General features: G+C 53.8%; 16 protein-coding genes. 11 read left to right on the top strand and 5 right to left on the bottom strand.

Features of this window, described 5'->3' with window-relative positions:
- Window positions 1-20: 20 nt before the first annotated feature.
- Together H581_RS36045 and H581_RS0131430 are read right to left on the bottom strand one after the other, a co-directional pair.
- Complete coding sequence (locus H581_RS36045; protein WP_036720717.1) at window positions 21-935, bottom strand: ArsR/SmtB family transcription factor; 915 nt, start codon at window positions 933-935, stop codon at window positions 21-23.
- 102 nt (window positions 936-1,037) lie between these two features.
- Complete coding sequence (locus tag H581_RS0131430) at window positions 1,038-2,366, bottom strand: FAD-dependent oxidoreductase (protein ID WP_029192711.1); 1,329 nt, start codon at window positions 2,364-2,366, stop codon at window positions 1,038-1,040.
- 258 nt (window positions 2,367-2,624) lie between these two features.
- Here H581_RS0131430 and H581_RS38185 point away from each other — a divergent pair, with 258 nt between their 5' ends.
- Window positions 2,625-2,762: a hypothetical protein gene (locus H581_RS38185; RefSeq protein ID WP_156889742.1), complete on the top strand. Its 138-nt coding sequence runs from the start codon at window positions 2,625-2,627 to the stop codon at window positions 2,760-2,762.
- Between the two features lie 117 nt (window positions 2,763-2,879).
- Window positions 2,880-3,602: an SDR family NAD(P)-dependent oxidoreductase gene (locus tag H581_RS0131420; protein WP_245600214.1), complete on the top strand. Its 723-nt coding sequence runs from the start codon at window positions 2,880-2,882 to the stop codon at window positions 3,600-3,602.
- On the opposite strand, the gene H581_RS0131415 is transcribed toward H581_RS0131420, so the two are convergent.
- On the bottom strand, window positions 3,590-4,495 hold the full coding sequence (locus H581_RS0131415; protein WP_029192709.1) for an AraC family transcriptional regulator: 906 nt from the start codon (window positions 4,493-4,495) through the stop codon (window positions 3,590-3,592). The two genes, H581_RS0131420 and H581_RS0131415, sit on opposite strands and share 13 nt — an antisense overlap.
- Window positions 4,496-4,623: 128 nt before the next feature.
- Between H581_RS0131415 and H581_RS0131410 the strand changes: the two genes are divergently transcribed.
- The gene (locus tag H581_RS0131410; RefSeq protein WP_029192708.1) at window positions 4,624-7,518 is read left to right on the top strand and encodes a family 78 glycoside hydrolase catalytic domain; all 2,895 of its coding nucleotides are present in this window, start codon (window positions 4,624-4,626) and stop codon (window positions 7,516-7,518) included.
- Window positions 7,519-8,234: 716 nt separating this feature from the next.
- Here the strand turns inward: H581_RS0131410 and H581_RS0131405 are convergent.
- Together H581_RS0131405 and H581_RS0131400 are read right to left on the bottom strand one after the other, a co-directional pair.
- Window positions 8,235-10,271, bottom strand: coding sequence for an RICIN domain-containing protein (locus H581_RS0131405; protein WP_036720711.1), 2,037 nt, complete (start codon window positions 10,269-10,271; stop codon window positions 8,235-8,237).
- 436 nt (window positions 10,272-10,707) lie between these two features.
- Window positions 10,708-12,435: a hypothetical protein gene (locus H581_RS0131400; RefSeq protein ID WP_029192706.1), complete on the bottom strand. Its 1,728-nt coding sequence runs from the start codon at window positions 12,433-12,435 to the stop codon at window positions 10,708-10,710.
- Between the two features lie 256 nt (window positions 12,436-12,691).
- Between H581_RS0131400 and H581_RS0131395 the strand changes: the two genes are divergently transcribed.
- The 8 genes from H581_RS0131395 to H581_RS0131360 all read left to right on the top strand — a co-directional run bounded on the left by H581_RS0131395 (window position 12,692) and on the right by H581_RS0131360 (window position 25,324).
- The gene (locus H581_RS0131395; protein ID WP_029192705.1) at window positions 12,692-13,963 is read left to right on the top strand and encodes a response regulator; all 1,272 of its coding nucleotides are present in this window, start codon (window positions 12,692-12,694) and stop codon (window positions 13,961-13,963) included.
- The gene (locus H581_RS36040) at window positions 13,956-15,731 is read left to right on the top strand and encodes a sensor histidine kinase (RefSeq protein WP_051251507.1); all 1,776 of its coding nucleotides are present in this window, start codon (window positions 13,956-13,958) and stop codon (window positions 15,729-15,731) included. Before H581_RS0131395 ends, H581_RS36040 begins: the two co-directional genes overlap by 8 nt.
- Before the next feature lie 437 nt (window positions 15,732-16,168).
- Window positions 16,169-17,113: an ABC transporter permease gene (locus H581_RS0131385; RefSeq protein ID WP_036720709.1), complete on the top strand. Its 945-nt coding sequence runs from the start codon at window positions 16,169-16,171 to the stop codon at window positions 17,111-17,113.
- A gap of 30 nt (window positions 17,114-17,143) precedes the next feature.
- Window positions 17,144-18,025, top strand: a complete 882-nt coding sequence (locus H581_RS0131380) for a carbohydrate ABC transporter permease (RefSeq protein ID WP_029192703.1) — start codon at window positions 17,144-17,146, stop codon at window positions 18,023-18,025.
- A gap of 115 nt (window positions 18,026-18,140) precedes the next feature.
- Window positions 18,141-19,727: an ABC transporter substrate-binding protein gene (locus H581_RS0131375; protein WP_029192702.1), complete on the top strand. Its 1,587-nt coding sequence runs from the start codon at window positions 18,141-18,143 to the stop codon at window positions 19,725-19,727.
- A 77-nt stretch (window positions 19,728-19,804) separates the two neighbouring features.
- Window positions 19,805-22,204 carry a glycoside hydrolase family 2 TIM barrel-domain containing protein gene (locus H581_RS36035; RefSeq protein ID WP_051251506.1) on the top strand — a complete coding sequence of 800 codons (2,400 nt, stop codon included), beginning with the start codon at window positions 19,805-19,807 and terminating at the stop codon, window positions 22,202-22,204.
- Window positions 22,205-22,229: 25 nt separating this feature from the next.
- Complete coding sequence (locus H581_RS0131365) at window positions 22,230-23,252, top strand: glycoside hydrolase family 43 protein (RefSeq protein ID WP_029192701.1); 1,023 nt, start codon at window positions 22,230-22,232, stop codon at window positions 23,250-23,252.
- Window positions 23,253-23,947: 695 nt separating this feature from the next.
- Complete coding sequence (locus tag H581_RS0131360) at window positions 23,948-25,324, top strand: ABC transporter substrate-binding protein (RefSeq protein WP_084134891.1); 1,377 nt, start codon at window positions 23,948-23,950, stop codon at window positions 25,322-25,324.
- Window positions 25,325-25,465 lie beyond the last annotated feature (141 nt).

The following is a 25,465-nucleotide window of genomic DNA, read 5'->3' as shown; positions in this document are numbered from 1 at the left end:
CAGGCGTAGATCGTCTGCTCTTACTCGTTCCGCTCATAATAGAGCTTGAAGACAATATCCTGATTATAATTGCCGAAGCCGGCACCGAATAACGTAACGCCGCCTACATGCTCGGCCTCGGGTTCTACGGCTATCCGGAATTTCAACTGCTTGTTCAGGATTCCGACCTGATCGAGCGTAACGCCGGAAATTTTCCGGCCGTCGATGAACGTGCCGACGGGCGTGATTTTGATCACCTTCAGCAGTCCGTATTGGTTAATTTCGTCCCACCACCAGTCGGGTGTGAACTTGCCGCGTTTGCCGCCAAAGTCGCCGGGGCTGGTCCATAATCCGATCTTGATGTCATTTAAATAAAAAGTAATATCGGACGGCCAATTTTCATTGGTGAAAGGCGCTTCAGACGAAATCTCGAATGAAATTTCGAGCGCGGTCGGCTTTTCGCTTTTGAGCAGGAAGCTTGCGATTTTGTATTCGATAAAACCTCTGCTGAACCATAGGATCTTGGCGTTAATCCGCTCTGCGTCGAGAAAGAAACGGGGCTCGTCGAACATGCCGATCACCTTCGCCGTCGTCGCTAAACCGCAGGTCGGCTCAACCTCGAAGTCGGTATAATGGCCGACGGGAACGACCGACTCGTGATAGGTGCGGAGAGCCGGACGATTGCGGGAAGGAAAGTCGATTTCAAGGCGGTCGGTAACGAGACGGCACATCTTCTTCGTGCCTCCGCTGCCTGACACCATCTCGGAGCTGATCAACCCGGCTTTCTCCAGCTTCTTCACATGCATGGTCATGATGGGACTGCTTAGCTCTAACGCCGTTGCAAGGTCTTTTATATTCATATCCCGCTGGGCAAGCAGATGGATGATTCTGAGCCTGACATCGCTTGCCAGCGCTTCGTAAACGGGTAAATAGGATTCGGAAAGATCGATCTTCATTATTTCACTCCGCTCTGCTGATCATCCATTTATTTTATATGTTAACGGATAGATTGACAAATCATTATTGAACGAAGCAGAGAGGCCGGGTCGTCGCAGGGGTTAAATCGCCTGCAGGCCGGCTTGGTTAAGCAAATTCCACGGCTTGTTGTAATGCGGCTGGAAGAAGAAGTCGACGTAGCTGAGCTCTTCCATCGTCATGCGGTTCTGGATGCAAACCGAAAGGGTGTTGATCGATTGCGTCAGGTCGGCCTTCGAGAGCACCTGAGCTCCTATGATCCGGCGGCTGTCAGTCTCGTATACCACTTTTAACGTAACCTGCTCGTAGGTCGGCATAAATTCAGGGCGGTAATTATCTATGATTGTGACATTTTTCACATTCATCCCTGCAGCAAGAGCAGCCGTTTCGGTCATGCCGGTCGAAGCAATATTATAATCGTAAATTTTAATGCCCGACGTTCCCTGCGTACCCAAGTATTTGACGGTTGGCCGAAGCAGGTTCTTGGCTGCGAGCGTGCCCATCCGAACGGCATTGGTCGCGAGAGGGATATATGCATGCTGTCCCGTCGGGTTGTAGCGGACGGCGCAGCTGTCGCCGGCGGCGAATACATCCTCCTTGCTTGTTCGCATATATTCATCGACGAGTATAGCGCCGTTAGGAAGCATATCGACCTGTCCGCTCAGCAGCCCGGTGTTGGGGCGGAAGCCGATGCACAGGACGACGAGATCCGCTTCATATTCGCCCGCTGTCGTCATCACGGTCGTGACGCGGCCGTCCTTGCCGCCGAACGAGGTGACCGTCTGACCCGTTGCGATGGCAATGCCCTTGTCGATCAAGGCTTGCTCGGTCAAATCCGTAAATTCGCGGTCTAAATACTTATATAAAATGCGCTCCATGTTATCGATTAACGTTACCTGCTTGCCGAGCTGCTCAAAGGCTTCAACCAGCTCGATGCCGATATAGCCTGCTCCGATAACGGCGATGCGGTCGGCTTTTTTGGCTTTCTCGATGATAGCCTGCGAGTGATTGTAGTTTTTGCAAAGGACGATGTTGTCGAGCCCGATTCCTTCCATCTGCGGGATGATCGGCCACGAGCCGGTCGTCATGATCAGCTTGTCGTACGAATCGGTAAATTTCTCGCCTGTCGCCAAATTGCGTACGAGCAGCGTTTTCGCATCGGTATCGACCACCAGAACGTCATGCTTCATATTCGTCTTCACGCCGAGGCCGGCCAATTGATCCGGAGTGGCATAGAACAGCTGCCCGGCATCTTTAACTACGCCTCCGACGTGAAGAGCAATGCCGCACGATAGGAACGAAATGTTATCATTCCGCTCATACACCGTAATCCGGGCATCCGGGTACAGCTTCGCCATTTGCGTAATAGCAGCGGTTCCTGCATGTGTACAGCCTACGACAATAATGTTCATGGTCATTTGAAACGCCTCCTGTATATGATTTGGCAGGGTTGAAGCCGTATTAGCTTAAGCAGCTGGCCTGCCATACAACGTGAATGTTTTCACATACTAGCAAACATTGTGAAATGATTCACAACTACTTCTTGCTTTTATAATATGCTCTTCACCGTCAAAAAACAAGGTCCAAATGCGATCATTTTTACTGATAATCGAATTTTCTGATAATTTGACACGAGGACGTCACAATTCCAATAGGCAGGGGAGGCTGCGTTGAACGAAAGAAACGAAAGCGTGGAGCGGAGAGAGCCAATCGTTCCGAAGGAAACGAAGTGTTCGCTTTTTGCAGTCCAGATGGTTACCTTACAAGGTTTGCCTATTCAGACCATTTGGCTGGAACGGCGATCGTAAGCATGATTTGCTCTCGCAGCGGTAACAGCTGATGTAAATCAATCGTTCAACTTCTATAGCGGAGGAACAGAACTTGGAGGGATTCGTTCAATAGCAGACCATAACGGTAAAATCGTATTGATAACAGGCGCGGGGGCGGGCATCGGGAGAGCGCTGGCGCTGGCATATGCGGAACAAGGAGCGTTACCCGTACTGGCTGATAAAAACGCGGACGGCCTGGAGCAGACCGGGAAGCTGCTTGAGGAAGCCGGTTATGATTCCTTATCCTTTGTTACGGACATGGGCAAGCCCGATGAAATCGTACAGTTGCTCCATGACGTGGACATGATGCTGGGAAGGCTGGATATTGTGATCAATAATGCGGGCTTTGGCATATGGAAGTCCCCTCTCGACCTTTCGATCGAAGAGTGGGACAGCGTTGTGAACACGAACCTGAGAGGCACGTTCGTCTGCTCGCGTGAAGCGGCAAAGCTTATGCGGGCAAACGGCGGAGGAGCGATCGTGAACATCTCCTCGACCCAGGCGGCGATGTCGGAGCCGAACTCGGAGGCTTATGCCGCGTCGAAGGGAGGGATCCTGTCGCTGACGCATGCGTTTGCGATATCGCTGGGTCCCGACCGGATTACGGTTAACGCGATTTGTCCGGGTTGGATCGAGACGGGGGATTACGCCAAGCTGCGGCCCGAGGACCACAGCCAGCATCCGGAGCGGCGGGTAGGCAGGCCGAGGGATATCGTGAAGGCCTGCCTTTATTTGACCGATCCGGGCAATGATTTCGTAACCGGCACGCATGTGACGGTAGACGGCGGGATGACGAGAAGGATGATTTACGAGGAATAATCCGGATTTGGCGTTTCGGCCGCCGCCGTCTCCTTACGGAACGCGATCGGCGTCATGCCGGTCAGCCGTTTGAACAAGCGGTGGAAATGCTTCATGTCGTGAAAGCCGGAGAGCAGGGCAATTTCCGCCGCTGTTTTGACCGTGTGCTTAAGCAGCGAGCAGCTTCGGTCAATCCGCTCCTTGTGCAGCAAACCTGTGAACGTCAAGCCTGTTGCCGCTTGGATAAGGCGCTGCAGCTGGCGTTCACCCAGCTTGATCTGCGCGGATACGTCTCTTAGCTTGACTTGCTCATGAAGCCGCGTCCGAATGTAATGGAGAATCGTGTCCATCCGATCGTCCGGCGCAGCCGCGGAGACGGGAACGCCGCCGGTATCCAGCCTGCGTTCCAGCAGGATGAGCAGCTCCAGCAGCATGGCAAGCAGCATCGATTGAGAACCGATTCTGGCCTGCTGGTATTCCTGCAGCATCCGGTCGAACAAGCCGCCGAATTCTTGGGTATGTTCCCGGAATTTCAGCCAGCTTACCGTCCGCTCCGAACCGATATGCTTGAAGCGGTACAAGCCGACCGCCTCCGCCATCGACTCCGTAATGGCCTCCAGAACGGAACGTTCAAAGATACAGTTGCCGACGATCAGGCGCTGGTTAGCCGCCGAGGATGACGGACGAAAGACATGGGAAACGCCGATCGGAATAAAAAATAAATCCCCTTTCGTCACGCGCATGACCTTGTCCCCGATATAATGAAAGCCGCCGCCTTCCCACACATAGCAAATTTCCACGAATTCATGCGCATGCTCTCGCAGCTCGAACCTTTCGCTGACCCGGTTGATAAAGATCGGAAGCTCTTTGTTCAAGTACAGCTCGCCTTTCGTGACTTCCACATTTTTCTTCATCGGGCAAATCCCTTTCACGGCTGATTTGTTGTCATTTTACACCTATATTATTGTCGCGATCAACCCATCCCGTTCTCTTGACGCTTGTGTACAATCAAGGGGACTAATAGGGAGGAGTGGATATATGTATGCATGGCGATTGGCAGGGAAAATGGATTTGGACAAGCGGAGAAGAGAGCCCGCGCAATGAGTGGCACTGCTTCCGCAAATCCTTCGCGGTTCCGCAGGAAGGCTGGAGCGAAGCCTCACTCCGCATAACCGCCGATTCAAGATACGTGCTCTATGTGAACGGAACGCGACTGGGACGAGGTCCGGTCCGCTCTTGGCCGGCCGAGCAATCCTATGACACTTATGAGGTCGGACATCTGCTTCAGCCCGGTGAACAAAATACGATTGCCGTTGTTGTCATGCATTTCGGCATCTCCACTTTTTATTATTTGCGGGGCCGCGGCGGCTTGCTCGCACAGCTGGACATATCGGCAGATAACGGTAAGCTGCTGCAAACCACGGCTACGGATACATCCTGGAAAACATCCCGTTACCTCAGCCAGCATTCGAGAGCGACACGGATGTCCTGCCAGCATGCGTTCTCCGAATATATCGAAGCATCGCTTTGGGATGACGGCTGGAAGGAACAAAGCTATCCGGATGAGGGCTGGGCTTATGCGGTTGTGATCGGCTCGGTCGGGGAAGGCCCGTGGACGACGCTGGTGCCGCGCGACATTCCGCTGCTGACGGAGGAGCAGGCGTATCCGCTTCGTGTAGAAGCGCTGAGCCGGGTAAAAACGTTTCATTGGTCGGCCGCCATCGATATCCGCAATCATTTGATCGAAGGAAGCGAGAATCACGCAAACCAATTGGAGTATACGGGGTATGCCGCAACCGTGCTCGTGCTTGAGCAGCCTTCACGCGTCGTGCTCGGTTCCCCTTTCTGCGAAGGTCTGGCGGCGGTCATGCTGAACGGAGAGAAGATAACGTCTTTCAACGGTACCGGCCCGGAGCGGTATGCGGAGCTTGAGCTGGCTGCAGGCAAGCATTTCCTGCTGCTTGACGTATCCGGCAATTCGCACCCGGGCATCATTCATCTCGGCCTTTATTGCGAGACGCCGTTCTCGTTCCGCTCGCCTCTGGGCGCTCAGGAAGAGGGGCAATCCGTATTCTGCTCGCTGGGCCCGTTCGAGACGGCCGTCCATATCGATCATCAGAGGGTATATCCGATCAGCCGGAACCATCCGGTCTATCTGGAGGTGATGAAGGAGGCGGCGAACGCATCCGATCTTAAACGGTACGCCGAATGGATCAGACCGGTTCCGGATAAATTCGTTAGCGAGGCGGATGTATTCGGGCTCAGCGTGTACAAGAAGGAGCAGGATGCGCTTGCGGTGCCGGCAGCTCTGCAGATTATGGTTATACCGAATGCGGATGCCGCCGTTATCCCGAACTACGAGGGCTTCGACACGGAGCTGATCGTCGATTTCGGCAAGGAATACTCCGGTTATTTGACGTTCGAGGTGGATGCGGCCGAGGGGACCGTGATTGATTTTTACGGCTATGAATATATGAACCCTTACTTCCGTCAGGATATGTACGGGCTTGACAATACGATCCGTTATATTTGTAGGGAGGGCCGGCAGCTGTTCGTGTCCCAGGTCCGGCGAGGCTTCCGTTATCAAATGGTGACGGTCCGCGATGCGGCGCGGCCGGTGAAGCTCTACGGCATCTCCTGCCTGCAGAGCAATTATCCGGTCGCCGAAGTCGGCCGCTTTCAATGCTCAGATCCGCTGCTTAACGATATTTGGCAAATCAGCCAGCATACGACGAAGCTGTGCATGGAGGATACGTTCGTCGATTGCCCGGCGTACGAGCAGGCATTCTGGGTTGGCGACAGCCGCAACGAGGCGCTGATCAGCAACTATCTCTATGGCGTGAACGATATCGTTAAGCGCTGTCTGCGGCTTGTGCCAGGCTCGAAGGAGCAGTCGCCGCTGTATGTGAATCAAGTGCCGAGCGGTTGGAACAGCGTTATTCCGAACTGGACGTTCTTCTGGGCAATCGCCTGTCACGAGTATTATGCGCAGTCCGGCGACCGCGCTTTTGCGGAAGAAATGTACGGACATATTAAGTTTACACTTGACCACTACTTAGAGAAAATTGATGAGGACGGTTTATTTAACATTCGAGGGTGGAATTTGCTGGATTGGTCGCCGATCGACCAGCCGAACGACGGCATCGTGGCGCATCAGAATATGTTCCTCGTCAAGACGCTCCGCACCGCTGCCGAGCTCGGTAGACTCGCAGGGGATACGGCCGGCGCCGAGCGGTTTGATGCAGAGGCTGAGAAGCTCGCGCACGCAATCAATGCGTATTTGTGGGATGAAGGGAAGCAGGCTTATATCGACTGCATTCATCCGGGCGGCAGGCGCTCCGAGGTGCTCAGCATGCAGACGCAGGTGGTGGCCAGCCTGACCGGCGTCGCGGAAGGGGAGCGCCACGAGCGGATGGTACAATACATGGAGCAGCCGCCGGCGCATTTCGTGCAAATCGGCAGTCCGTTTATGTCCTTCTTCTTCTACGAAGCGCTGGCGGAGACGGGGAGCATTCAGAAGATCGTTGACGATATCCGCCGCAACTACAGCGTCATGATCGACAACGGCGCGACGACATGCTGGGAGATGTACCCGAATTTCTCCGAAAACCGGGCGCACGAGGATCTGCTGACCCGCAGTCATTGCCATGCCTGGTCCTCCGCGCCGGCTTATTTCCTCGGTCGGGAGCTGCTTGGCGTACGGGCTTTGACGCCAGGCTGGACGGAGGTGGAAATTGCGCCGGAGCTATGCGATTTGAAGTGGGCGAAGGGCTGCGTTCCTCATCCGGGCGGCGGGCGGATCGACGTCTCGTGGAAGCTGGATCAGAACGGAGAGGCCTTGAAGCTCGATGTCGCTTATCCGGAGCAGGTGAAGGTGAGCATCCGCGTTCCGGAAGGCGTTACCGCCGAGATTCGCGAGCTGAAGCTGGGCGTATAACAAGAAAGCGGTTCTTCTGCAGGGTGCTGCAGCGGAACCGCTTTTTGTTTTGAATTCTAAGTATTTATAGGTTTTACACTTATATGCGCTTAGATTTCTTCGCGAAACGTTTGGCGTCCTATGACAAGGACGCCGACAGGCGTTTCTGCTGGGGCATGGGGGTTCAATGACGAGCCTGATAGCTGGTTCATGCCGTTCGCTGCATGGATGGGGCAGTTTGTTTGCGCGAGACTAAGCGGAATTCTTCCGCTAATTGAGTCTCAGGAGGCTAAACAAGTTAATTTACTGGAAAACCTCTCGCTAATTGACTCTCAAGGGGATAACACGCTAACTTACCGGAATTCCTCCCGCTAAATTGACTCTCAGGGGGTTAAACTAGCTAATTACAGGAAATCCTCCCGCTAATTTATCGGATACAGGCCCTTTTGAAGCAATAAGGCTGAATTAGCGGGAGAAAATCCCGTTAGATATTCAATATCGTTACCTCCCGCTGAAATAGAAGGAGCTTTTCCAGTTAGTCCGGGCGAACGTGACACTTTTGCTCAAAGCGCGTTAGTCGGTCGGACATGATGCTTATGCTCAAAGCATGTTAGTCTGTGCGGACGTGACACTTATGCTCAAAGCACGATAGTCTATGCGAATGTGACACTTATGCTCAAAGCGCGATAGTCTGTGCGAATGTGATGCTTAGGCTAAAAACGCGTTATCCGGGATCATCAGCTGACCCGCACGAGCTTCCAACGCTGGGCGCCGTTGCCGAGGTCGTCCCATATATGCACGTTCGTGCCGTCGCTTGTTCCCGAACCCGCAACGTCGAGCGCTTTGCCGCTGTTCGTATCGATAAGCTTCATATAGCCGCTGCCGGTATCGACGATTCGCCAATGCTGGCTGGCATAGTCCCCTATTTGCACGTTCGAGCCGTTCGCCGTGGCGAGCCCGCTTACTTCCAGCGACTTGCCGCTGTGTGCGTTAATCAGCTTATATGCGCCGCCTCCCGTATGCGTTACCTGCCACAGCTGATTGGCTTGGCTCGCGCCTTCCGTCCAAATTTGCACGTTCGAGCCGTTCGCGGTTCCCCATGCGTCGACCTCAAGCGCTTTGCCGCTGTTCGTATTTATGAGCTTGTACGTGCCGCCGGATACGACGCCGTTGTATTGATCGCTTCGTATAAACTCGACCCGGTCGATATCCGCCCACTGACTCGCGCTGCTGTTCGACGCGTAGAATCCGATCGTCGCCTGTCCGTTCGTTACGGCGATATTCGGGATCGTGACCTGCGTCCAGGCTCCGGTAACCGGGCATGCCGTTTGCCGCATCGCGCCGCCGTAATCCTTCACTTCCATGACGCAGGCATTTTGCCCGCCGCTGCTTCGCATATAGGCGCGCATCGTGTAAGTGCCGCTGTCCAGCCCGCTTAGCGATTGACCGACATAAGCGGTGGCGGGTCCGCTCGTACCGGCCAGACCGATAAAATGATTGCCCTCCGCCGCAGGCAGGCCTACCCCGTCATTCGTGCCGTGGACCAGAATGCGCGCCGGGAAGTCGTCGCCGTAAGTGGTCCAGCCGCTGACGTTCGCCGTCTCAAAGCCGGAGTTCGTGACCAGGTTCGTATTGGACGGCGTAACGGCATGGCCGAAACGCACGAACACGCCGCTGCTCGGGTAATTGGCGCTTGTTGCCGCGAGAACGTGGGTATCGTCGACCGGGAGCAGCGCATTCCAGTTGGAATTAGTCGTATTGCTGACCGGAAAAATATTGGAGCGGAACTGCCACGTAACGCCGTTGTCCGCGCTGATCATCGTGTACATGGAGGAGTAGGCGTCCCCCGTGTTGATGCTGTCATTGTCGGTTTGGAAGGAGGCGAGCAGCCGTCCGTCGCCGAGCTTAACGACAAAAGGCGCCCCGGCCTTCTTGCCGGTCTTGGAGGGGATATACAGCGTTTGCCGCGGGACGTTCCAATTGTAGCCGTCGTCGGAAATTTTGTATTTGATGACAAAAGGATGTCCGGCAACGTCGGTCGCTTCGAATACGAGCATGAATTTGCCGTTCGCCATTTGCGTGACGACCGGCATGCCGTCCCGCGAACCTGCGGCGACGCCGTCGCTTACGATGATTTCCGGCGACCAGCCGCTGCCTGTCCACGTCTTCATGATCAGCTTCTGCTGGCCGGTCGTGCCTGCGGCGGCGGGGCTGTCGTCCGCGTAATAGACAGCGACGGTATTTCCGAGCATTTGGAGATGCGGCTCCCATAAGCCCTTGAACGAATTGGCGGTCGTTGCGCCGATCTGCCCGCCCGCCAGATCGGACCAGGTGAAGCCGTTGTCAGTGCTTTTCTTCGTTCGGAGATAGGTCGCGTAGGTGCTTCCGGATTGAACGACCAGCCGGTAAGACAACCAAATCTCTCCGCTTGGGAGCTGGAGCATTTGTCCGTTGCCGACATTGCCGCTTGCATCGGAGGCTGCTGTGACCGCAGGCGACCAACTGTGACCGCCGTCCTTGCTGCGGGACACCATGACCCGCGTATTGCCGCCGCCGGCATTCGTATCGAACGAAGCGAGAATATCGTTATTGCTTAATTTGAGCAGGCGCGGATACCATACGCCGCCGTTTGACGGGGCGAAGACGGTTGCCGTATTGGAAGGCCAGGACATGCCGGCCGCCGCGAACAACTTGAAGCCTGGCAGGAGGAAGCTGCAGATGATGAGGAGAACGAGCGGGCATGCGGTTATTTTCACCTTATTCCGAACGTACATGGTTGACCATCTCCTTAAAAATAAAATAGAAAACTAGTCGAATCGGCGATATGCGGCAGTTCGCGAAATCAGCTCCTCCCATCATAATGTAAGCGCTTCGAAACGGATTATATCGGATGTTAGTATTTAAATATATACTAAAGTTAGTATAGAAAACTTATTTTCGTTTATAGAGGTGAAAAATGTGACCGTGTGCCCATATATCAAGAAAGTTACTGCGATTGGTCAATAAGGATTACCAGCATAAGCAAGCCGCCCGTAGATGATCAATAAATTTATACTAAATACAGTATATTAAATCAAGATTCCACGCTCTAGGATGAAGCGCACCAGGCAGGGGGCAAACCATTTTGTTCCCGTGCCGCAACACATTAAAAAACGAGCAAAAACCAGAAACCGAATCTGGTTTTGCCCGTTTTTTTCCTTGTAATCCGGCTTAATCCCCTGCTCCATACCGATAAGCATACATGCCGTATCCGACGGAGCGGCAGGCGTCAACCAGCTCCGGGTAGGGCCGGTCGCAAATGTCTACGAAACCGATCTGATAGTTTTCACCGTCAAAACGGCCGGTATATAGCTGATCGGAGTACTGGAACCAGTGCGTTCCGATGAGATGGGGATTGACGAGACTGCTTAACACGTATTCCTTGTAAGCTTCCGCGCGATGCTCCTGATCGACGGCGCCCTTGAGGCCGGTGTGGGGAAGCCCGCGGTCGGGGGCGCCGATATGGAACTCACCGATCAGCGCGGGCTTATCTTCCGCGCCGTCCAGCCATACAAAGTCCTTCAACGAATATTTATAAAAGTTGAAGCTGACCACGTCGCAGTATTTGGCCGACAGCCGCACGATCGCATCGGCCTCCGCGCCTTCATGGGGATAGCGGTGGTGATCCAGCCTGCAGCCCAAGTACAGCTTCGAGGGCATCGCCTCTTTAACGGCGGCGCTTACGAGCTGAAAGTAGGTTTCCCACAGCACGGGATCCGTCGAGCCGTGAATTTCATTGTCGACAAATACGCCCAGGCACCAGGGGTCGTCGTTTACTTTCGCTCCAAGCTCATGAAGCCGGTCACGCAGCTGCTGCCGCCAAATCGGATTGCCGACGTCCGGGAATTTGCGCTTCAGCCATGACCTTGTTTCCAGCCATATGGTGTAAGGCGTTTGCCGCATGTCGTAAATGTCCTCCTGGGAATGATTCGCCAGCGTGTTGAGGCCCCAGCTCCGCAGCCTTGCATGGGCAAGCGAGCGCGAGCGGTTCTTCCAATCCTCGCCGTATTTCCGCCTCAGGTTTTCCATGCGGAAATCCTGCATCTCGGGGATCCTCCGGAAATAATGCTCGCGTCCTTCGATGGCCGTCTTCTGATCGAACCGGACGCAGCAGACGCCATGCGACCAGAATAAATGTCCCTCAGGATCGATAAACCACCATTTTCCGTCTACCTTCTCCACCCGAAAATGCCCCGTTGCATCCAGGCGCGGGCCGGCAAGCCACCCTCCGTACCGGCTCCACTCCTCAGCCCCGGGATGAGTCTTCAAGGATAAAGCTTCTTGCTCCCGCCGGCGAATCAGATCGGCATCCGATTCCGATTTCCCGGGCCAGTCCTTATGAATAAACTGTCCGTATTCATCGATAAACGGGAAGTAGCCGTTATCAAGCCGCTCTTTGGAAAGGGGCTGCAGCAATTGATAAGGTGATATACCGTGTATGCGAATGGCCTGACTCTCCCGCGGTTTCATGACGTACAATCGAAGCGAATGAATCTCCGACGGGTCTATCGGATTCCACAGCACCATGGAGCCGTCCGGCAAGCCGTTCATCCCTTTGAAATAACCGTCCATTTCCCGCGATTGCCGGGGGCGGATAAACAGGACGGTCAGCGGGCCGGTTTCGCCCGGCGCCACGGCCGTAAAGCCATGATTCCAGAAATTGTTATTCAGCATAGCGTAAAGCTTGAGCGGCTTCGCGCCGAGGTTTTCCACCCCTATCGTAAGACCCTGGTAGGCCTGCAAATCAAGAGGGCCGAAATGAAGAGTCACGTCCGGCGTGACGTCATCGAAGCCAAATTCAATTTCAGCCTGCCACCCGGCGAAGCCGGTCATGCGAATCGACGCATCCTTGCACGCGGCTCGAACGTTCGTCAGTTGGCATAGGTTATCGCGTATCATGTATACACCGCCTATCAAATTTGAAATGCTTTCTTACATTCATCATAGAAGAACAGACGTCTTGGAAGTAGAGGATATAATTCTGATTCGCTGGTTTTCCTATTCAGACCATTTGGCTGGAACGGCGATCGTAAGCATGATTTGCTCTCGCTGCGGTAACAGCTGATGTAAATCAATCGCTCAACTCATATAGATTAGTAGGAACATTCATCATATAATATTTTTACGAATGAGTGAGCAAGGGGTGGGATGGGAAATGAGGCTGCTGCTTGTCGACGATGAATGGTATACGAGAGAAGGCATCATAGAGGGGATTCCCTGGAAGAGCATAGGCATCGAGCAAGTGGATCAGGCTGATGACGGCGTAAATGCGCTGGAGGCTGCGGGCAAAATGAAGCCTGACATTCTTCTGACCGACGTTCGCATGCCAAGAATGAACGGTACGGAGCTGGCGAGTCAAGTCCGCGAGAAATACCCGAGATGCCATATTATTTTTATGAGCGGCTATACGGATAAAGAATATATGAAGGCTGCCATTCAGCTTTCTGCAACCGCTTACGTGGAGAAGCCGATCGATTTGAACGAGCTGCAAGCCGCAATCGAGAAGACGGTCCGGCTATCCAATGAAGAGCGGAAGCTCGACGAAATGAAGCAGCAGCTGCATACGAGCCTGCCTGTATTAAAGCATGACCTCGCTCTCCAGCTGGTCAGCCGGACGGCTCCTTCCGAAAGCTTGGCGGAATGCGCCCGCCTCGTTTACGCCGATTTGCCGGTTGAGGCGGACTTCGCGACAGTGGTTCTTAAGCCGGGCTTCCCCGGCGGGCAGGAAGACGGCGGTGCTGCCCTGCTGTTTCGGTCCGTTATGCATGCGGCTGCCCGCCAATTGAACCGCGAAGGCTACTTGGCGATTGCCGCCGTGAAGGACGATGAATACGTCGTTGTCCATTGCTGCCTGGATGGAAAAAGCATGCCCATGCTGGCAGATACGTCTGCGAGACTTCACGAAACGCTGAACCGATCGGGTTCTATTCAAATCTCCATTGGAATAAAGGTAAGCGGAATCGGCCATGTCAGGGAATCCTTCCGCTCCGCGCTCGCCAACTTGTCGGCGGAGGAGCCGGAAGGAGGCGGGCCGCGGAAATTACGGATAAGCGCGCAGGAGGAATGGGAAGCGCATACACAAGCGGCTAAAGCGAAGAAAAACCCAGCCGTAGCCGAAATTGTCGCTTACATTGAGAAAAACTTCGACGATGAAGGGCTGTCCTTGCAGCGGATCGCCGATCACATGTATTTGACTCCGTCTTATATTTGCGTGATTTTCAAAGAAGAGACGAATGCCACCATTAATCAATACATTGCCCAAATTCGCGTGGACAAGGCCAAACAGCTGATGAAGGACAACCGGATCAAAGTAAAGGACGTGGCGGCTAGAGTAGGCTATGGCGACAGCAACTATTTCACGAAGCTGTTCAAGAAGCAGACGGGCCTGACGCCCAATGAATACAGGGAAATGAAGCAATATGATTAACCGCGCCATTATCCGGCTGCTGCAAAATCTGTCGCTCAAAAGGAAGCTGCTGCTCTCCTATTCCCTGCTCATCATTATCCCGTTAATGACGGTATCGCTGTATTCGTTCAGCAAAATATCCGAGCTGATGCATGAGAAAGCAACCTACTCGGCCGTCCAAAGCTTTAACCAGACGCATTCCTATCTGTCCTATAAGCTCTACAAAATCATAAGCGCTTCCGATCTGATTGCGACGGACAAGCGCGTGAATGAGGTTTTGTCCAAATCGAAATCCGATTACCCGCTGCTGGAACAGGTGACCGACATGTCCGATATGGTCCGGTACCTGAGCTCGTTCAAAGACAAAGAGGACATTTCGAACGTCAGGCTGTTTGTTCAGGACGGTCTCGTCTATTCGGAAGAAGGAAGAAACCTGTTTAACATGAAGCAGGCTCTGACAACGGAATGGTATCAGCGTTTGATGGCGAGCAAGGATAAGGCCGTCGGTCTGCCTTCCAGTTATTTTCAGAGTGGAACGGACAAGCCATTCGTCACGATCGCGCGGAAAATCGTCAACAATATTAATTACCCTGACATGATCGGCTTGCTGCTCGTCGATGTTCATCAGTCCAATCTGGAGCGCATATTGTCGAGCGCCAACTCCGTCAAGGAAAGCTACAGCTTCCTGCTTACCGGGAGAGGAGAGCTTGTGGCGGGCTCTACCCGTTTGCCGGGCTCCGGGGCCGCATTCGAGGCATGGCCCGGCAGTCTGACGGCCGAAACGGAGAATGACGGCCTGCTTCGGGCGACGCTTGCGGGCAAGCCGATTTTTTATATGGCGAAGGAGGTTCCGGGCACGGATTGGCGTATGACGACGGTTATACCGGAGAGCTCGATCGTGAGCGAGGTGAACCGTCTTCGCCTGCAGTTTTTCATCCAAGCGATGCTGCTTGTCACCGTAGCTTACGCTTGCGCCTATTATATTTCCGTTTCGATTACGAGGCGGGTATCCCGCTTGGTGATGCGAATGAAACGGGTGCAGGACGGCGATTTAAATTCAATCATTCCTAACAAGGATAAAGACGAAATCGGCGAGCTGATCGAAAATTACAACTTCATGCTGAGACGCATCGCATCGCTTGTGCAGGAGCAGTACCAGACGGGGCAGGATCTGAAGAGTGCGGAGCTTAAAGCGCTGCAGTCGCAGATCAATCCGCATTTTCTATACAACACGCTCGATTTAATTAACTGGCTCAGCCAGAAAAACAAGGTGCAGGAAATTCGTTCCGTCACGCTGGCGCTGGCTAATTTCTATAAATTCAGCCTGAACAAAGGGAGGGATATTTCGACGCTTGATTATGAGCTTCGGCACATCTCCTCTTATGTCCAAATCCAAAATATACGTTTTCGCAACGGGATAGAGCTGCGGATCGAGGTCGATCCCGAGCTGCTTCGCCATACGATTCCCAAAATAACGCTGCAGCCGCTCGTAGAGAACGCGATTTTGCACGGTCTGCTCGAAAAGCCGGAAAAAGGCGGCGTCATTACGATTCGCGGCTGGCTCGAGCAGCGGGAGGCGATGCTTGTCATCGAGGATAACGGAGCAGGCATGCCGCAGGACCGGCTGCGGAACATTATCAGCGGAAGCCCGATCAGCGAACGGGGCAGCCATTACGCGATACGCAATATCCGGGAACGCCTGCGGTTGGTTTACGGCGATTCGTTCCGTCTGGAATTCAGCAGCACGGAGGGAGAAGGGACGCGGGTATTGATCGCATTTCCGGCGTAAAGGCGGGAGCGGCGCCATTTGAGCTCGTTTTGTAGATCGGCGTGTTATTAGCCGAAGTTAGAGGTTGTTTGAACGACAGATCTAAATTTTAGATCTAATTATGGTTATTTTGCTCATTTGGCAGATTAGATCTAATTTGTAGATCTGATCTCATGAGATCGGCTTGATAATGACTGAATGAGTGGTTAGGGGGACAACAGATCTAAATTTTAGATCTAATTATGGTTATTTTGCTCATTTGGATAGATTAGATCTAATTTGCAGATCTGATCTCATGAGATCAGCGTGTTTTGGCCGAAGCAGCTCCTTTTCTTTTGCGGCCAGCGAATCACCATAAAATATTACCCTACATCAAAAAACATTACGGTATCCCGGTCCAGGCGGGTTTGGTAATCTTGATCTACAGAAAATATATACCTGCGAAGGGAGGATACGGGATGGCACAATTGGAAGCGCTTAATAAGCGGAGAAACGGGTTTTGGCGGGAGCTTACTAAAAATAAAGTGTTGATTCTGATGGTTCTTCCGGCCGTGCTGCATGTTTTTGTTTTTGCTTACCTTCCGATGGGGGGCATTATACTGGCGTTCAAGCAGTTCCGTTACGCCGAAGGCATATTCGGAAGCCCTTGGGTCGGGTTCGAAAATTTCAAGTTTTTGTTCATATCCGGTCAGGCCTGGATCGTGACCAAAAATACGCTGCTCTATAACGCGATGTTTATTGCGGTCAATACGGTCATGCAGATCGGATTGGCGATCTTCCTCAGCGAACTGGCGGGGAAATACTTCAAAAAAGTAACGCAGTCGCTCATGTTCCTGCCGTACTTTATATCCTGGGTGATCGTAGGATCGATCGCGTACAATCTGTTCAACTTCGAGCATGGCGCTCTGAACAGCGTGCTTGGGGCGTTCGGAGCCGATCCGCTGGATATCTACAATACGCCGTCCTATTGGCCGTTGATTCTCGTATTATTCAATGCATGGAAGGGCGTCGGCTACGGCATGGTCATCTATTTGGCGGCCATCGTATCGATTGATACCGAAATGTATGAAGCGGCAGAGATCGACGGAGCGAACATTTTCCAGAGAATCCGCCATATTACGCTGCCGAGCATTATCCCGACCGTCGTCATCCTTACGCTGCTTGCGATCGGCGGTATTTTCAGAGGCGACTTCGGCCTGTTCTACCAATTGATCGGCGATAACGGCATGCTGAGGGACCAAACCGATATTATCGATACGTTCGTATACCGCGCGCTGACGCAGACGTCGGAGATCGGCATGGCGGCCGCCGTAGGCTTCTACCAGTCGGTCATGTGTTTTGCGCTGATCATGGTTGCCAATTGGCTGGTGAAGAAGGTGCAGGACGATTATGCCTTATTTTAAGACGGCATCCGAGGCGAGGAGGGAATTGGCATGAAACTGACATTGGATCGGATATGGTTTAATATTTTCGGTTACGCGGCGGTCATTTTGTTCAGCCTGTTGTGTTTGATCCCGTTCATTCTCGTTATTTCCTCTTCCGTGACGAGCGAGTCGTTCATTATCCGCAACGGATACACGCTGTTCCCGCAGGATATATCCTTCGAAGGGTACAGGCTCTCGCTGCAAAATCCGACGGCGATCGTGAACGCTTACGGCGTAACGATTCTCGTGACGGTGCTCGGCACGGCCATCTCGGTGTTCATTTGCACGATGACCGGCTACGTGCTGCAGCGCAAGGATTTTAAGTGGAGGAATAAAATTTCGTTTTATTTGTTCTTTACGACGCTGTTTAACGGCGGTCTGGTGCCCTGGTATATTTTGTGCGTGCAGTATTTGGGCCTCAAAAACACGTTATGGTCGCTGTTTATCCCCTCGCTCATTTCGGTATGGAACATTTTGATCGTGAAGGGCTTTATGAGGGGTATTCCTTTTGAAATTACCGAATCGGCCAAAATAGACGGCGCAGGCGACTTCCGGATTTTCCTATCGATTATTTTGCCGGTATCCAAGCCGGTGGTCGCCACGATCGGGCTGTTCACCGCCCTGATGTACTGGAACGACTGGTTCGCAAGCTTGTTGTTCATTACGGATGAGCGGCTGTACACGCTCCAGTACTTCCTCTACAAGCTGGTCGGAAGCGTGCAGGCGCTGCGCAGCGTGATGGACAAGGCCGGTATCGTGGTGCCGACACTGCCGGTGGAATCGATGAAAATGGCGTTAACGGTCATCGTTACGGGACCGATCATTTTCCTCTACCCGTTCGTGCAGCGGTATTTCGTCAAAGGCTTAACGATCGGCTCCGTCAAAGGGTGACCCCGGTTTCATCGCGAAACGCCAAGCCGCTAACGGTTCGTGCGTGGCGCTAGACGTTTTGAGCTATCCGGTTGCCATATATAACGCTTGCCATTATAACCAGGGAGGGTTCTGCATGAGAGGGATGAGAAGGTTAGGTCTGTTCACGCTGGCATTCGTGATGATTGCCGTCATGCTTGCCGCTTGCAGCGGCGGTAATGCCAATGAAACGAATAACGGGAATACGGGAGCTAACACGGGAACTGACACGGGCACGAATCAAGAAAAAGAGGACAGCGCCCCGGAGCTGAAGGAGACCGAGCTGAAAATGGTGCTGCTCGGCGATACGCCGACCGATCTGGACGCGATGCTCGCGGAATTGAACAAGCTGCTGAAGCAGGAGCTGAACGCAACGATAGCTATTGAATATTTGCCGTGGAGCGATTGGGAGCAGAAGTATTCACTCATTTTGTCCTCGGGCGAGCCTATTGATCTGATCTATACGTCGGACTGGGCGAAGTACGCGCAGGAAGCGACCAAAGGGGCTTTCGTCGAAGTGACGGACGATCTCTTGACGAAGTATATGCCTCTGACCAAGGCGTCGCAGGATCCGGTTTCCTTCGAGCAGGGCAAAATCAACGGGAAGCTTTATTTCGTGCCGAAAAACTCGGCAGCCTTCAACGGGGAGCAGGCGGTTCTGATCCGCGGGGACCTGCGCGAGAAATACGGCCTGGAGCCGCTTGCTTCGGTGGATGACTTGCGCGCTTATCTGGATGCGGTCGCGGCGAACGAGAAAGGCGCGGGCATTATCCCGTACGCCGCCTCCCAGGATAACGAGAGCTTCCGTATTCTCATGCAGGAGCAGGAAATCAATATGATCAATGTCGGACCGGATTATCAATACCGATGGGAAGATCACGACAGCTTGACGATCGACAAAATCGAGTACAAATACGACTCGACGTCCTATATCGCGTTCGCTAAGGAAATGAAGGAGTGGGCGGATAAAGGCTTTTGGACCAAAAACGCAATCTCCAACAAGACGCAGCCGCGGGACGCATTCGAGAACGGCACTTCAGCAACGCTAATCTGGAACGCGGGCACGGTATCGGCTTCGGCAGCCAAAGTCACGGCGGATCATCCGGATTGGAAGCCGGAGGTGTATGACGTCATTCCAAACAGCATTAAGCGCCTGGGCTTATACACGGCGGACGGCATGGCGGTGCCGGCTAATTCCAAAAACCAGGAACGTGCCTTTATGGTGCTGGATTACATCAAAAATACCCGCGAGGCTTACGAGATTCTTCAGTTCGGCATCAAAGGCAAGCATTGGGAGCCGATTGACGACATGCTTTGGAAGGAAGGGCCGGAGTACGATCGTTTCGGCGGCGGGGCCAACGGGCAATGGGGCTTTAACAATTCCGCGTTTAAAAGAACAAAGGAAGGAGCTTTTCCGGCCGAGGCGGAGTTAGACGCGATCTGGAAGACAAAGGTTGTCCATCCGAAGACGGAGACGTTCGTGTTCGACGAATCCAACGTCAAGAATGAGATGGCCGCGCTGGCAACGCTCAGGACGAAATACCGCGCGATGATTTCTCTCGGCATGGTAGCCGACGTAGAAGGAACGATCAAGGAATGGCGTTCCCAAGCCGATAAGGCAGGCCTTGCCAAAGTGGAAGCGGAGTTGAAAAGCCAGCTTGAAGCTTTTTTGGCTAAACAATAATCAACTATAAGCAAGGGGTCTTCTCTAACTGTGAGAAGGCCCTTTGATCTAACTTTTGCATAGGGAGGAACAAAGGGATGAGCGTGCGGATACGGGAAACATTCGATTGGGATTGGCGGTTTCACAAAGGGGAATGCGAAGGGGCGGAGCAGCCGTCCTTCGATGACCGTGGCTGGCGCGAGTTGAACCTCCCGCATGATTGGAGCGTCGAGAGCGTCTTTAACGAGAGCCATGCGACCGGCGGCGACGGCGGCTACGTGGAAGCGGGCATCGGCTGGTACCGCAAAGCCTTTGACATTCCAGCGCAATGGTCGGGGCGTAAAGTGACCGTACAATTCGACGGCGTTTACATGAACGGCGAGGCGTGGGTCAACGGACATCGGCTCGGCTGCAGCCCGTTCGGCTACGGCGGCTTTGAATTCGATCTGACTCCCTATGCGAACTTCGGGGGGAGCAATTGCATCGCCGTGCGCGTGGACAACAGCCGGCAGCCGAATTCGCGCTGGTTCACGGGATCGGGCATCTACCGGCATACCTGGCTTGAGTCATGCAGCCCGCTGCATGTCGCGCGATGGGGCGTATACGTGACGACGCCGCATATCGAACCGGATCATGCTCGGCTCGAAATAAGGACGGAGCTGCAAAATGACGGAGGAGCGGAAGCGGCCGGATTGACGCTGAAGTCGGAGGTGCTTGCGCCGGACGGCTCAACGGCCGGGTTCGCCGAGATTGAGGTGCTCATCCCCGCAAACGGCGGCCAGACGCATACGGACCGGATTCGCGTTGAGGCGCCGTTTCTCTGGTCGGTGGAGCAGCCGCAGCTGTATTCGCTGCGAACCAGCTTATTATCGGGCGGCATCGTCATCGACGAAACCGTTACGCCATTTGGCATTCGCACAGCCGTTTTCGACAAAGACGAAGGCTTCCTGTTAAACGGCGAAAGGGTGAAAATAAACGGCGTTTGCCTGCATCATGACGGCGGAGCGGTCGGGGCGGCGGTGCCCGAGCGGGTATGGGAGAGGCGTCTGGAGCTGCTGAAGGAAATGGGGGTCAACGGCATCCGGATGAGCCATAATCCGCCGGCGCCGGAGCTGCTGGACTTATGCGACCGGATGGGCTTCCTGGTCATGGACGAAGCTTTCGATGAGTGGAAGCTGACGAAGTTCAAAAACGGGCAGAGGGATGTGCACGGCTACTTTGAATATTTCGATCAATGGTCCGAGCATGATCTGACGATGATGCTGCGGCGCGACCGCAACCATCCCTCTATCGTTATTTGGAGCATCGGCAATGAAATTCCGGAGCAGCGTCAGAAGGACGGGTGGCAGGCTGCGCGCCGGTTGGCGGAGATCTGCCGTAAGGAGGATCCGACGAGGCCGGTTACGGTTGCCTGCGATAATATTGAAGCGGAACCGATTCCCGCTTACCAATCGTTCCTTGATGAGCTGGACGTGGTCGGTTACAACTACGTAGCCCGTTGGCGGGAGCGGACGGAAACGTATTACGCGGACGACCGCCACCGGTTCCCGGACCGGATCATGCTCGGCAGCGAGAATCCGGGCATCGGCGGCATCAGGGGGGATTATTCGCTGGAGCGGCAGCAGGCGAACAGGTGGCAGGGGCCGTACCCGACACGGATGATTGCGGCCGAGCAGCTGTGGAAGTTTACGCGCATGCACCGGTATGTGGCGGGGGATTTCATGTGGACGGGCATCGATTATATCGGGGAAACGAGGTGGCCGCACAAAAACGCCAGCTTCGGCGTCATCGACACCTGCGGATTTCCGAAGGACGGCTATTACTTCTACCAAAGCCAATGGACGGCGAAGCCGATGGCGCATTTGTTCCCGCATTGGAATTGGCGGGGGAAGGAAGGCGACGTCATTCCGGTGCTTTGTTATACGAACTGCGCGATGGCCGAGCTGTTCGTGAACGGCAAATCGTTCGGGATCAAGGCTTATGAATTTCCCCGCCAGGGCATGAGCAAGGAATGGGCTCACTTCGCGGAGAAATATATTCATGTGACCACTTCGGATTTGCATCTTGTCTGGGATGTTCCCTATGAGCCCGGCGTAATGAAGCTGATCGGCTATACGCGTGACGGCCAGGCGGCTGTGGAGACGGTCGTGGAAACGACGGGCGAGCCTGCCGCAATTGAAATCGGGGCCGACCGGGAGCGGCTCGCGGGGGACGGCCGGGATGTCTGCCACCTTACGGTCCGCATCGTCGATGCGGCAGGGCGAACGGTGCCGACGGCCGATATCCCGTTAAGCTTCGAAGTCGAAGGAGCAGGCGCTCTGATCGGGACCGACAACGGGGACCCCGCGGATCATACTTGTTATAAATCCGGCTCCCGCCGCACGTTTCATGGATTGGCGCTGGCCCTTGTTCAAGCGGGCCGCGCGGAAGGGGAGATCCGGGTTACCGTGAGAGCGGAAGGGTTTGAAGCTGCCGCCGTAACGATTCAAGCCGATTGATTCATAATGCGAAGGGATTGATTCCATGAACGTTTATAATGCCGCCTCCGATATTGCCAATCCGGGCGCCGGATACAAGCTGGCCGACATACCGGCCCACGATCCGTACGTCGTTGCCGACAAAGCCACCGGCACTTATTATTTGTATACCGGCGGAAGTCCGAAGCTTCACGGGATGGACTATTACGGCGTGCTCGCATACAGAAGCCGGAATCTGGAGGATTGGGACGGACCGTATGTCGTCTTCCGCATTCCGGAAGGCGTTTGGGCGAATCCGCAGCATGGCGCTTGGGCACCGGAAGTGCATGCCTATGGCGGGCGATACTACTTATTCGTAACGCTCCATAATAACGATAGACCGCTCGAAGGAGAGGCGCATGGCAGCGGCTACCGGCTTCATTGGCGCGGAACTGCCATTGCCGTTTCGGACTCTCTTGACGGGCCGTTCGAATTGGTGAAGCAGGATGCGCCGATTCCGCCCGAGCATCTGATGACGCTCGACGGTACTTTGCATATCGACGATGAGGGAACGCCTTGGATGGTGTATTGCCATGAATGGATCCAGACGGCCGACGGTACAATGGAAGCCGTCCGTTTGAAGGAAGATCTCAGCGACCGGGCCTCGGAGCCGGTTCATTTGTTCAGCGGATCCGAGGCTCCATGGGACAACGGGGAACATTCGCCAGACAGCGCAAGGTCCACGTATGTGACGGACGGCTGCCAATTATACCGGACGAGCGGAAACCGGCTGGTCATGCTATGGTCGACCTACGAAGAAGGCAGCTACGTGCAGACGATCGCCCGTTCGGTATCCGGAAGACTGGAAGGGCCGTGGGAGCAGCTGGAGCCGCTCGTGTTCGACGACAGCGGTCATGGCATGCTGTTTCAGACGTTCGAAGGAAATTGGATGCTCATCCTGCATTCCCCTTTCCGGATGCCCGAATCCAGGTGCAAACTGTATGAGATGACGGATACGGGTGCTACCTTCAGGGTCAAGGCGGCCAGGACAGATCTTGATGGAAGCCGAGTAGATAACGCTGCAGATTAAGGAGCGAATCGTGAAGTTATTAACCGGGTTTAGCCGTAAGACGTTGTTTTGAAGCGCGGCATAGGCGATAACCGGTAAACCGTAAGGGTCTGCGAGAGCAGGCCCTTTTTTTTGTTCCCAAGGTTAAGGGACGAGTACTACGACATATTTCAGTTGTGGTCAACGCTAACGTATCGCAGAGTACTTATGTCCGATAAAGTTGTTCGTTTCTGAATCTAACGAATCTCATCGGCAAAAATTCACGCGTAACGTGGCAGAGCCCCTTTTTAAGCCATTCCGTATGCTGTGATTTTGTTCTTCCTTTCTTGTAAATCGAATCGTCATGGAGATTATAAGATGTTCGGCTCGTTATTAAGCTTTATACGAGGTACTGTTATGACTCGTTGGGCGTCGAATGATTAGAAGATGTTAGTATTTAAAAATATACTAAGATTAGTATAGAAGTCTTACGGCGGATATCAGATGCGGAAAATGGGATGAATTGCTCATAAATTAAGAAATATAGCGGCTTACGGCATCGAGTAATGTTCAAAGGGATTAAGGGTGATTGTTGGCCGATGATAATTTTATACTAAATATAGTATTTTAATGTATAACAATATATCATAGAATGAGGAAGCAACAAAGGAAGCGCTTGCATGAATCGGATTTAAAGTAATCCGGAGTTAATCAAAAAAAGGGAGGCGTCTAAACGAATGATGAAAAAAATGCCACTACGATTAGCGTTCGCGCTTATCCTGTGCGTCAGCATGCTGTTGTCCGCATGCTCCTCGGGCGGCGGCGGAACGAATGCCGAAACAAACGGAAATGCGGCGAATAATCCGGACAAAGCGGCGAACGATCCACAGGAACAGGTGAAGATCTCGTTCATGGGCCACGGCAGTCCGCAGGAGAAGGATATCTTCACGAAGCTGATTAAGTCATACGAATCGAAGTATCCGAACGTAAAGGTGGAATATACGAGCGTGCCGCCGGCGGAGTACAACCAGAAGCTGTCGACGCTCGTCGCATCGGGCAAAACGCCGGACGTGTTCTACGTGTCGGGTCCGCAGTTTTTTAAATTCGCGGAGGCGGGCACGATTCAAAGCCTGCAGCCGTTCCTGGAGACGACGGAGCTGTTCCAGGAAGATAACGTATGGAAGCAGGCGCTGGATCGCTACCGTTTCGACGGAACGATGGTCGGAGCCGGCGATCTGTACGGCCTGCCGAAGGATGTAGGTCCGTGGGCGATGGCGTACAACAAAACGATGTTCGAGGAAGCGGGCGTGGAGCTGCCGCCGGCCGAGGTTGGCGGCTGGACATGGGATGATTGGCTGGAAGCGGCGAAGAAGCTGACGAAGGACGAGAACAGCGACGGCAAAATCGACGTGTACGGCGGAGCGAACTTCTCTGTAGAAGGCGCGGTATGGGCGAGCGGAGGCGACTTCATCGATTACAAGACCGGCACGATCACGATCGATACGCCGGAATTCGCGAGCGCGATGCAATGGGTGGCGGATTTGCGCCTGAAGCATAACGTAACGCCGTCGCCGGAGGACGAGAAAGCGATGAACGCATATTCCAGGTTCGTAGCCGGCAAGGTGGGCATGTTCCCGATGGGGCCGTGGGATCAGCCGGGCTTCTGGGATTTGCCGTTCGAGTGGGACATTGCGGCATGGCCGGTGAACCCTGCGACCGGCAAGGCGGGAACGTGGGTCGGATCGATGGGCTACGCGATATCGAGCAAGTCGAAGCATGCGCAGGAAGCGTTTAATTTAGCGGCTTATTTGGCGCTGGACCAGGAAGGGCAGAAGCAGAACTACGAGCTGGGCCAGGCGGTGCCGAATCTGATCGACATGGCTAAGGGCGAATTCGTCGAGTACGACAAAGCGCCGGCCAACCGTCAGGTGTTTCTGGACATCATTGAGGGCTACGGACATCCGACGATTGACTTCGGCTCGAAAGATACGAAGTGGATCGACACGATGTGGCAGGAGGCCGGCAAAGTATACGACGGCAAGATGACGGCTGCGGATTGGGCGAAGGAAATGCAGCCGAAGCTGCAAGAGCTTTACGACAAAGGCAACAAATAATGCTTGCAGCGTAACCGCGTAAAACGTGAAGCGCAGTAAAACGCAAAACGTAAAGCGCAAAACGTAAAGCGCAAAACGTAAAGAGTAAAGCGTAAAGCGAAAACGTAAAGCGCAAAACGTAAAGGGTAAAGGGTAAAGCGT

Origin of the sequence: Paenibacillus harenae DSM 16969, from assembly GCF_000422465.1 — a bacterium.
Taxonomy (GTDB): Bacteria; Bacillota; Bacilli; order Paenibacillales; family Paenibacillaceae; genus Pristimantibacillus; species Pristimantibacillus harenae.
Note: the sequence above shows the minus strand (reverse complement) of the source record. Positions and strands in the feature narration are given on the sequence as shown.

Bases quoted from the DNA above. Each gene is read 5' to 3' on its own strand.
- H581_RS36045 (WP_036720717.1), bottom strand. From the start codon at position 935: ATGAAGATCGATCTTTCCGAATCCTATTTACCCGTTTACGAAGCGCTG.
- H581_RS0131430 (WP_029192711.1), bottom strand. From the start codon at position 2,366: ATGAACATTATTGTCGTAGGCTGTACACATGCAGGAACCGCTGCTATT.
- H581_RS0131415 (WP_029192709.1), bottom strand. From the start codon at position 4,495: ATGAAGAAAAATGTGGAAGTCACGAAAGGCGAGCTGTACTTGAACAAA.
- H581_RS0131410 (WP_029192708.1), top strand. From the start codon at position 4,624: ATGCATGGCGATTGGCAGGGAAAATGGATTTGGACAAGCGGAGAAGAG.
- H581_RS0131405 (WP_036720711.1), bottom strand. From the start codon at position 10,271: ATGTACGTTCGGAATAAGGTGAAAATAACCGCATGCCCGCTCGTTCTC.
- H581_RS0131400 (WP_029192706.1), bottom strand. From the start codon at position 12,435: ATGATACGCGATAACCTATGCCAACTGACGAACGTTCGAGCCGCGTGC.
- H581_RS0131395 (WP_029192705.1), top strand. From the start codon at position 12,692: ATGAGGCTGCTGCTTGTCGACGATGAATGGTATACGAGAGAAGGCATC.
- H581_RS36040 (WP_051251507.1), top strand. From the start codon at position 13,956: ATGATTAACCGCGCCATTATCCGGCTGCTGCAAAATCTGTCGCTCAAA.
- H581_RS0131385 (WP_036720709.1), top strand. From the start codon at position 16,169: ATGGCACAATTGGAAGCGCTTAATAAGCGGAGAAACGGGTTTTGGCGG.
- H581_RS0131380 (WP_029192703.1), top strand. From the start codon at position 17,144: ATGAAACTGACATTGGATCGGATATGGTTTAATATTTTCGGTTACGCG.
- H581_RS0131375 (WP_029192702.1), top strand. From the start codon at position 18,141: ATGAGAGGGATGAGAAGGTTAGGTCTGTTCACGCTGGCATTCGTGATG.
- H581_RS36035 (WP_051251506.1), top strand. From the start codon at position 19,805: ATGAGCGTGCGGATACGGGAAACATTCGATTGGGATTGGCGGTTTCAC.
- H581_RS0131365 (WP_029192701.1), top strand. From the start codon at position 22,230: ATGAACGTTTATAATGCCGCCTCCGATATTGCCAATCCGGGCGCCGGA.
- H581_RS0131360 (WP_084134891.1), top strand. From the start codon at position 23,948: ATGATGAAAAAAATGCCACTACGATTAGCGTTCGCGCTTATCCTGTGC.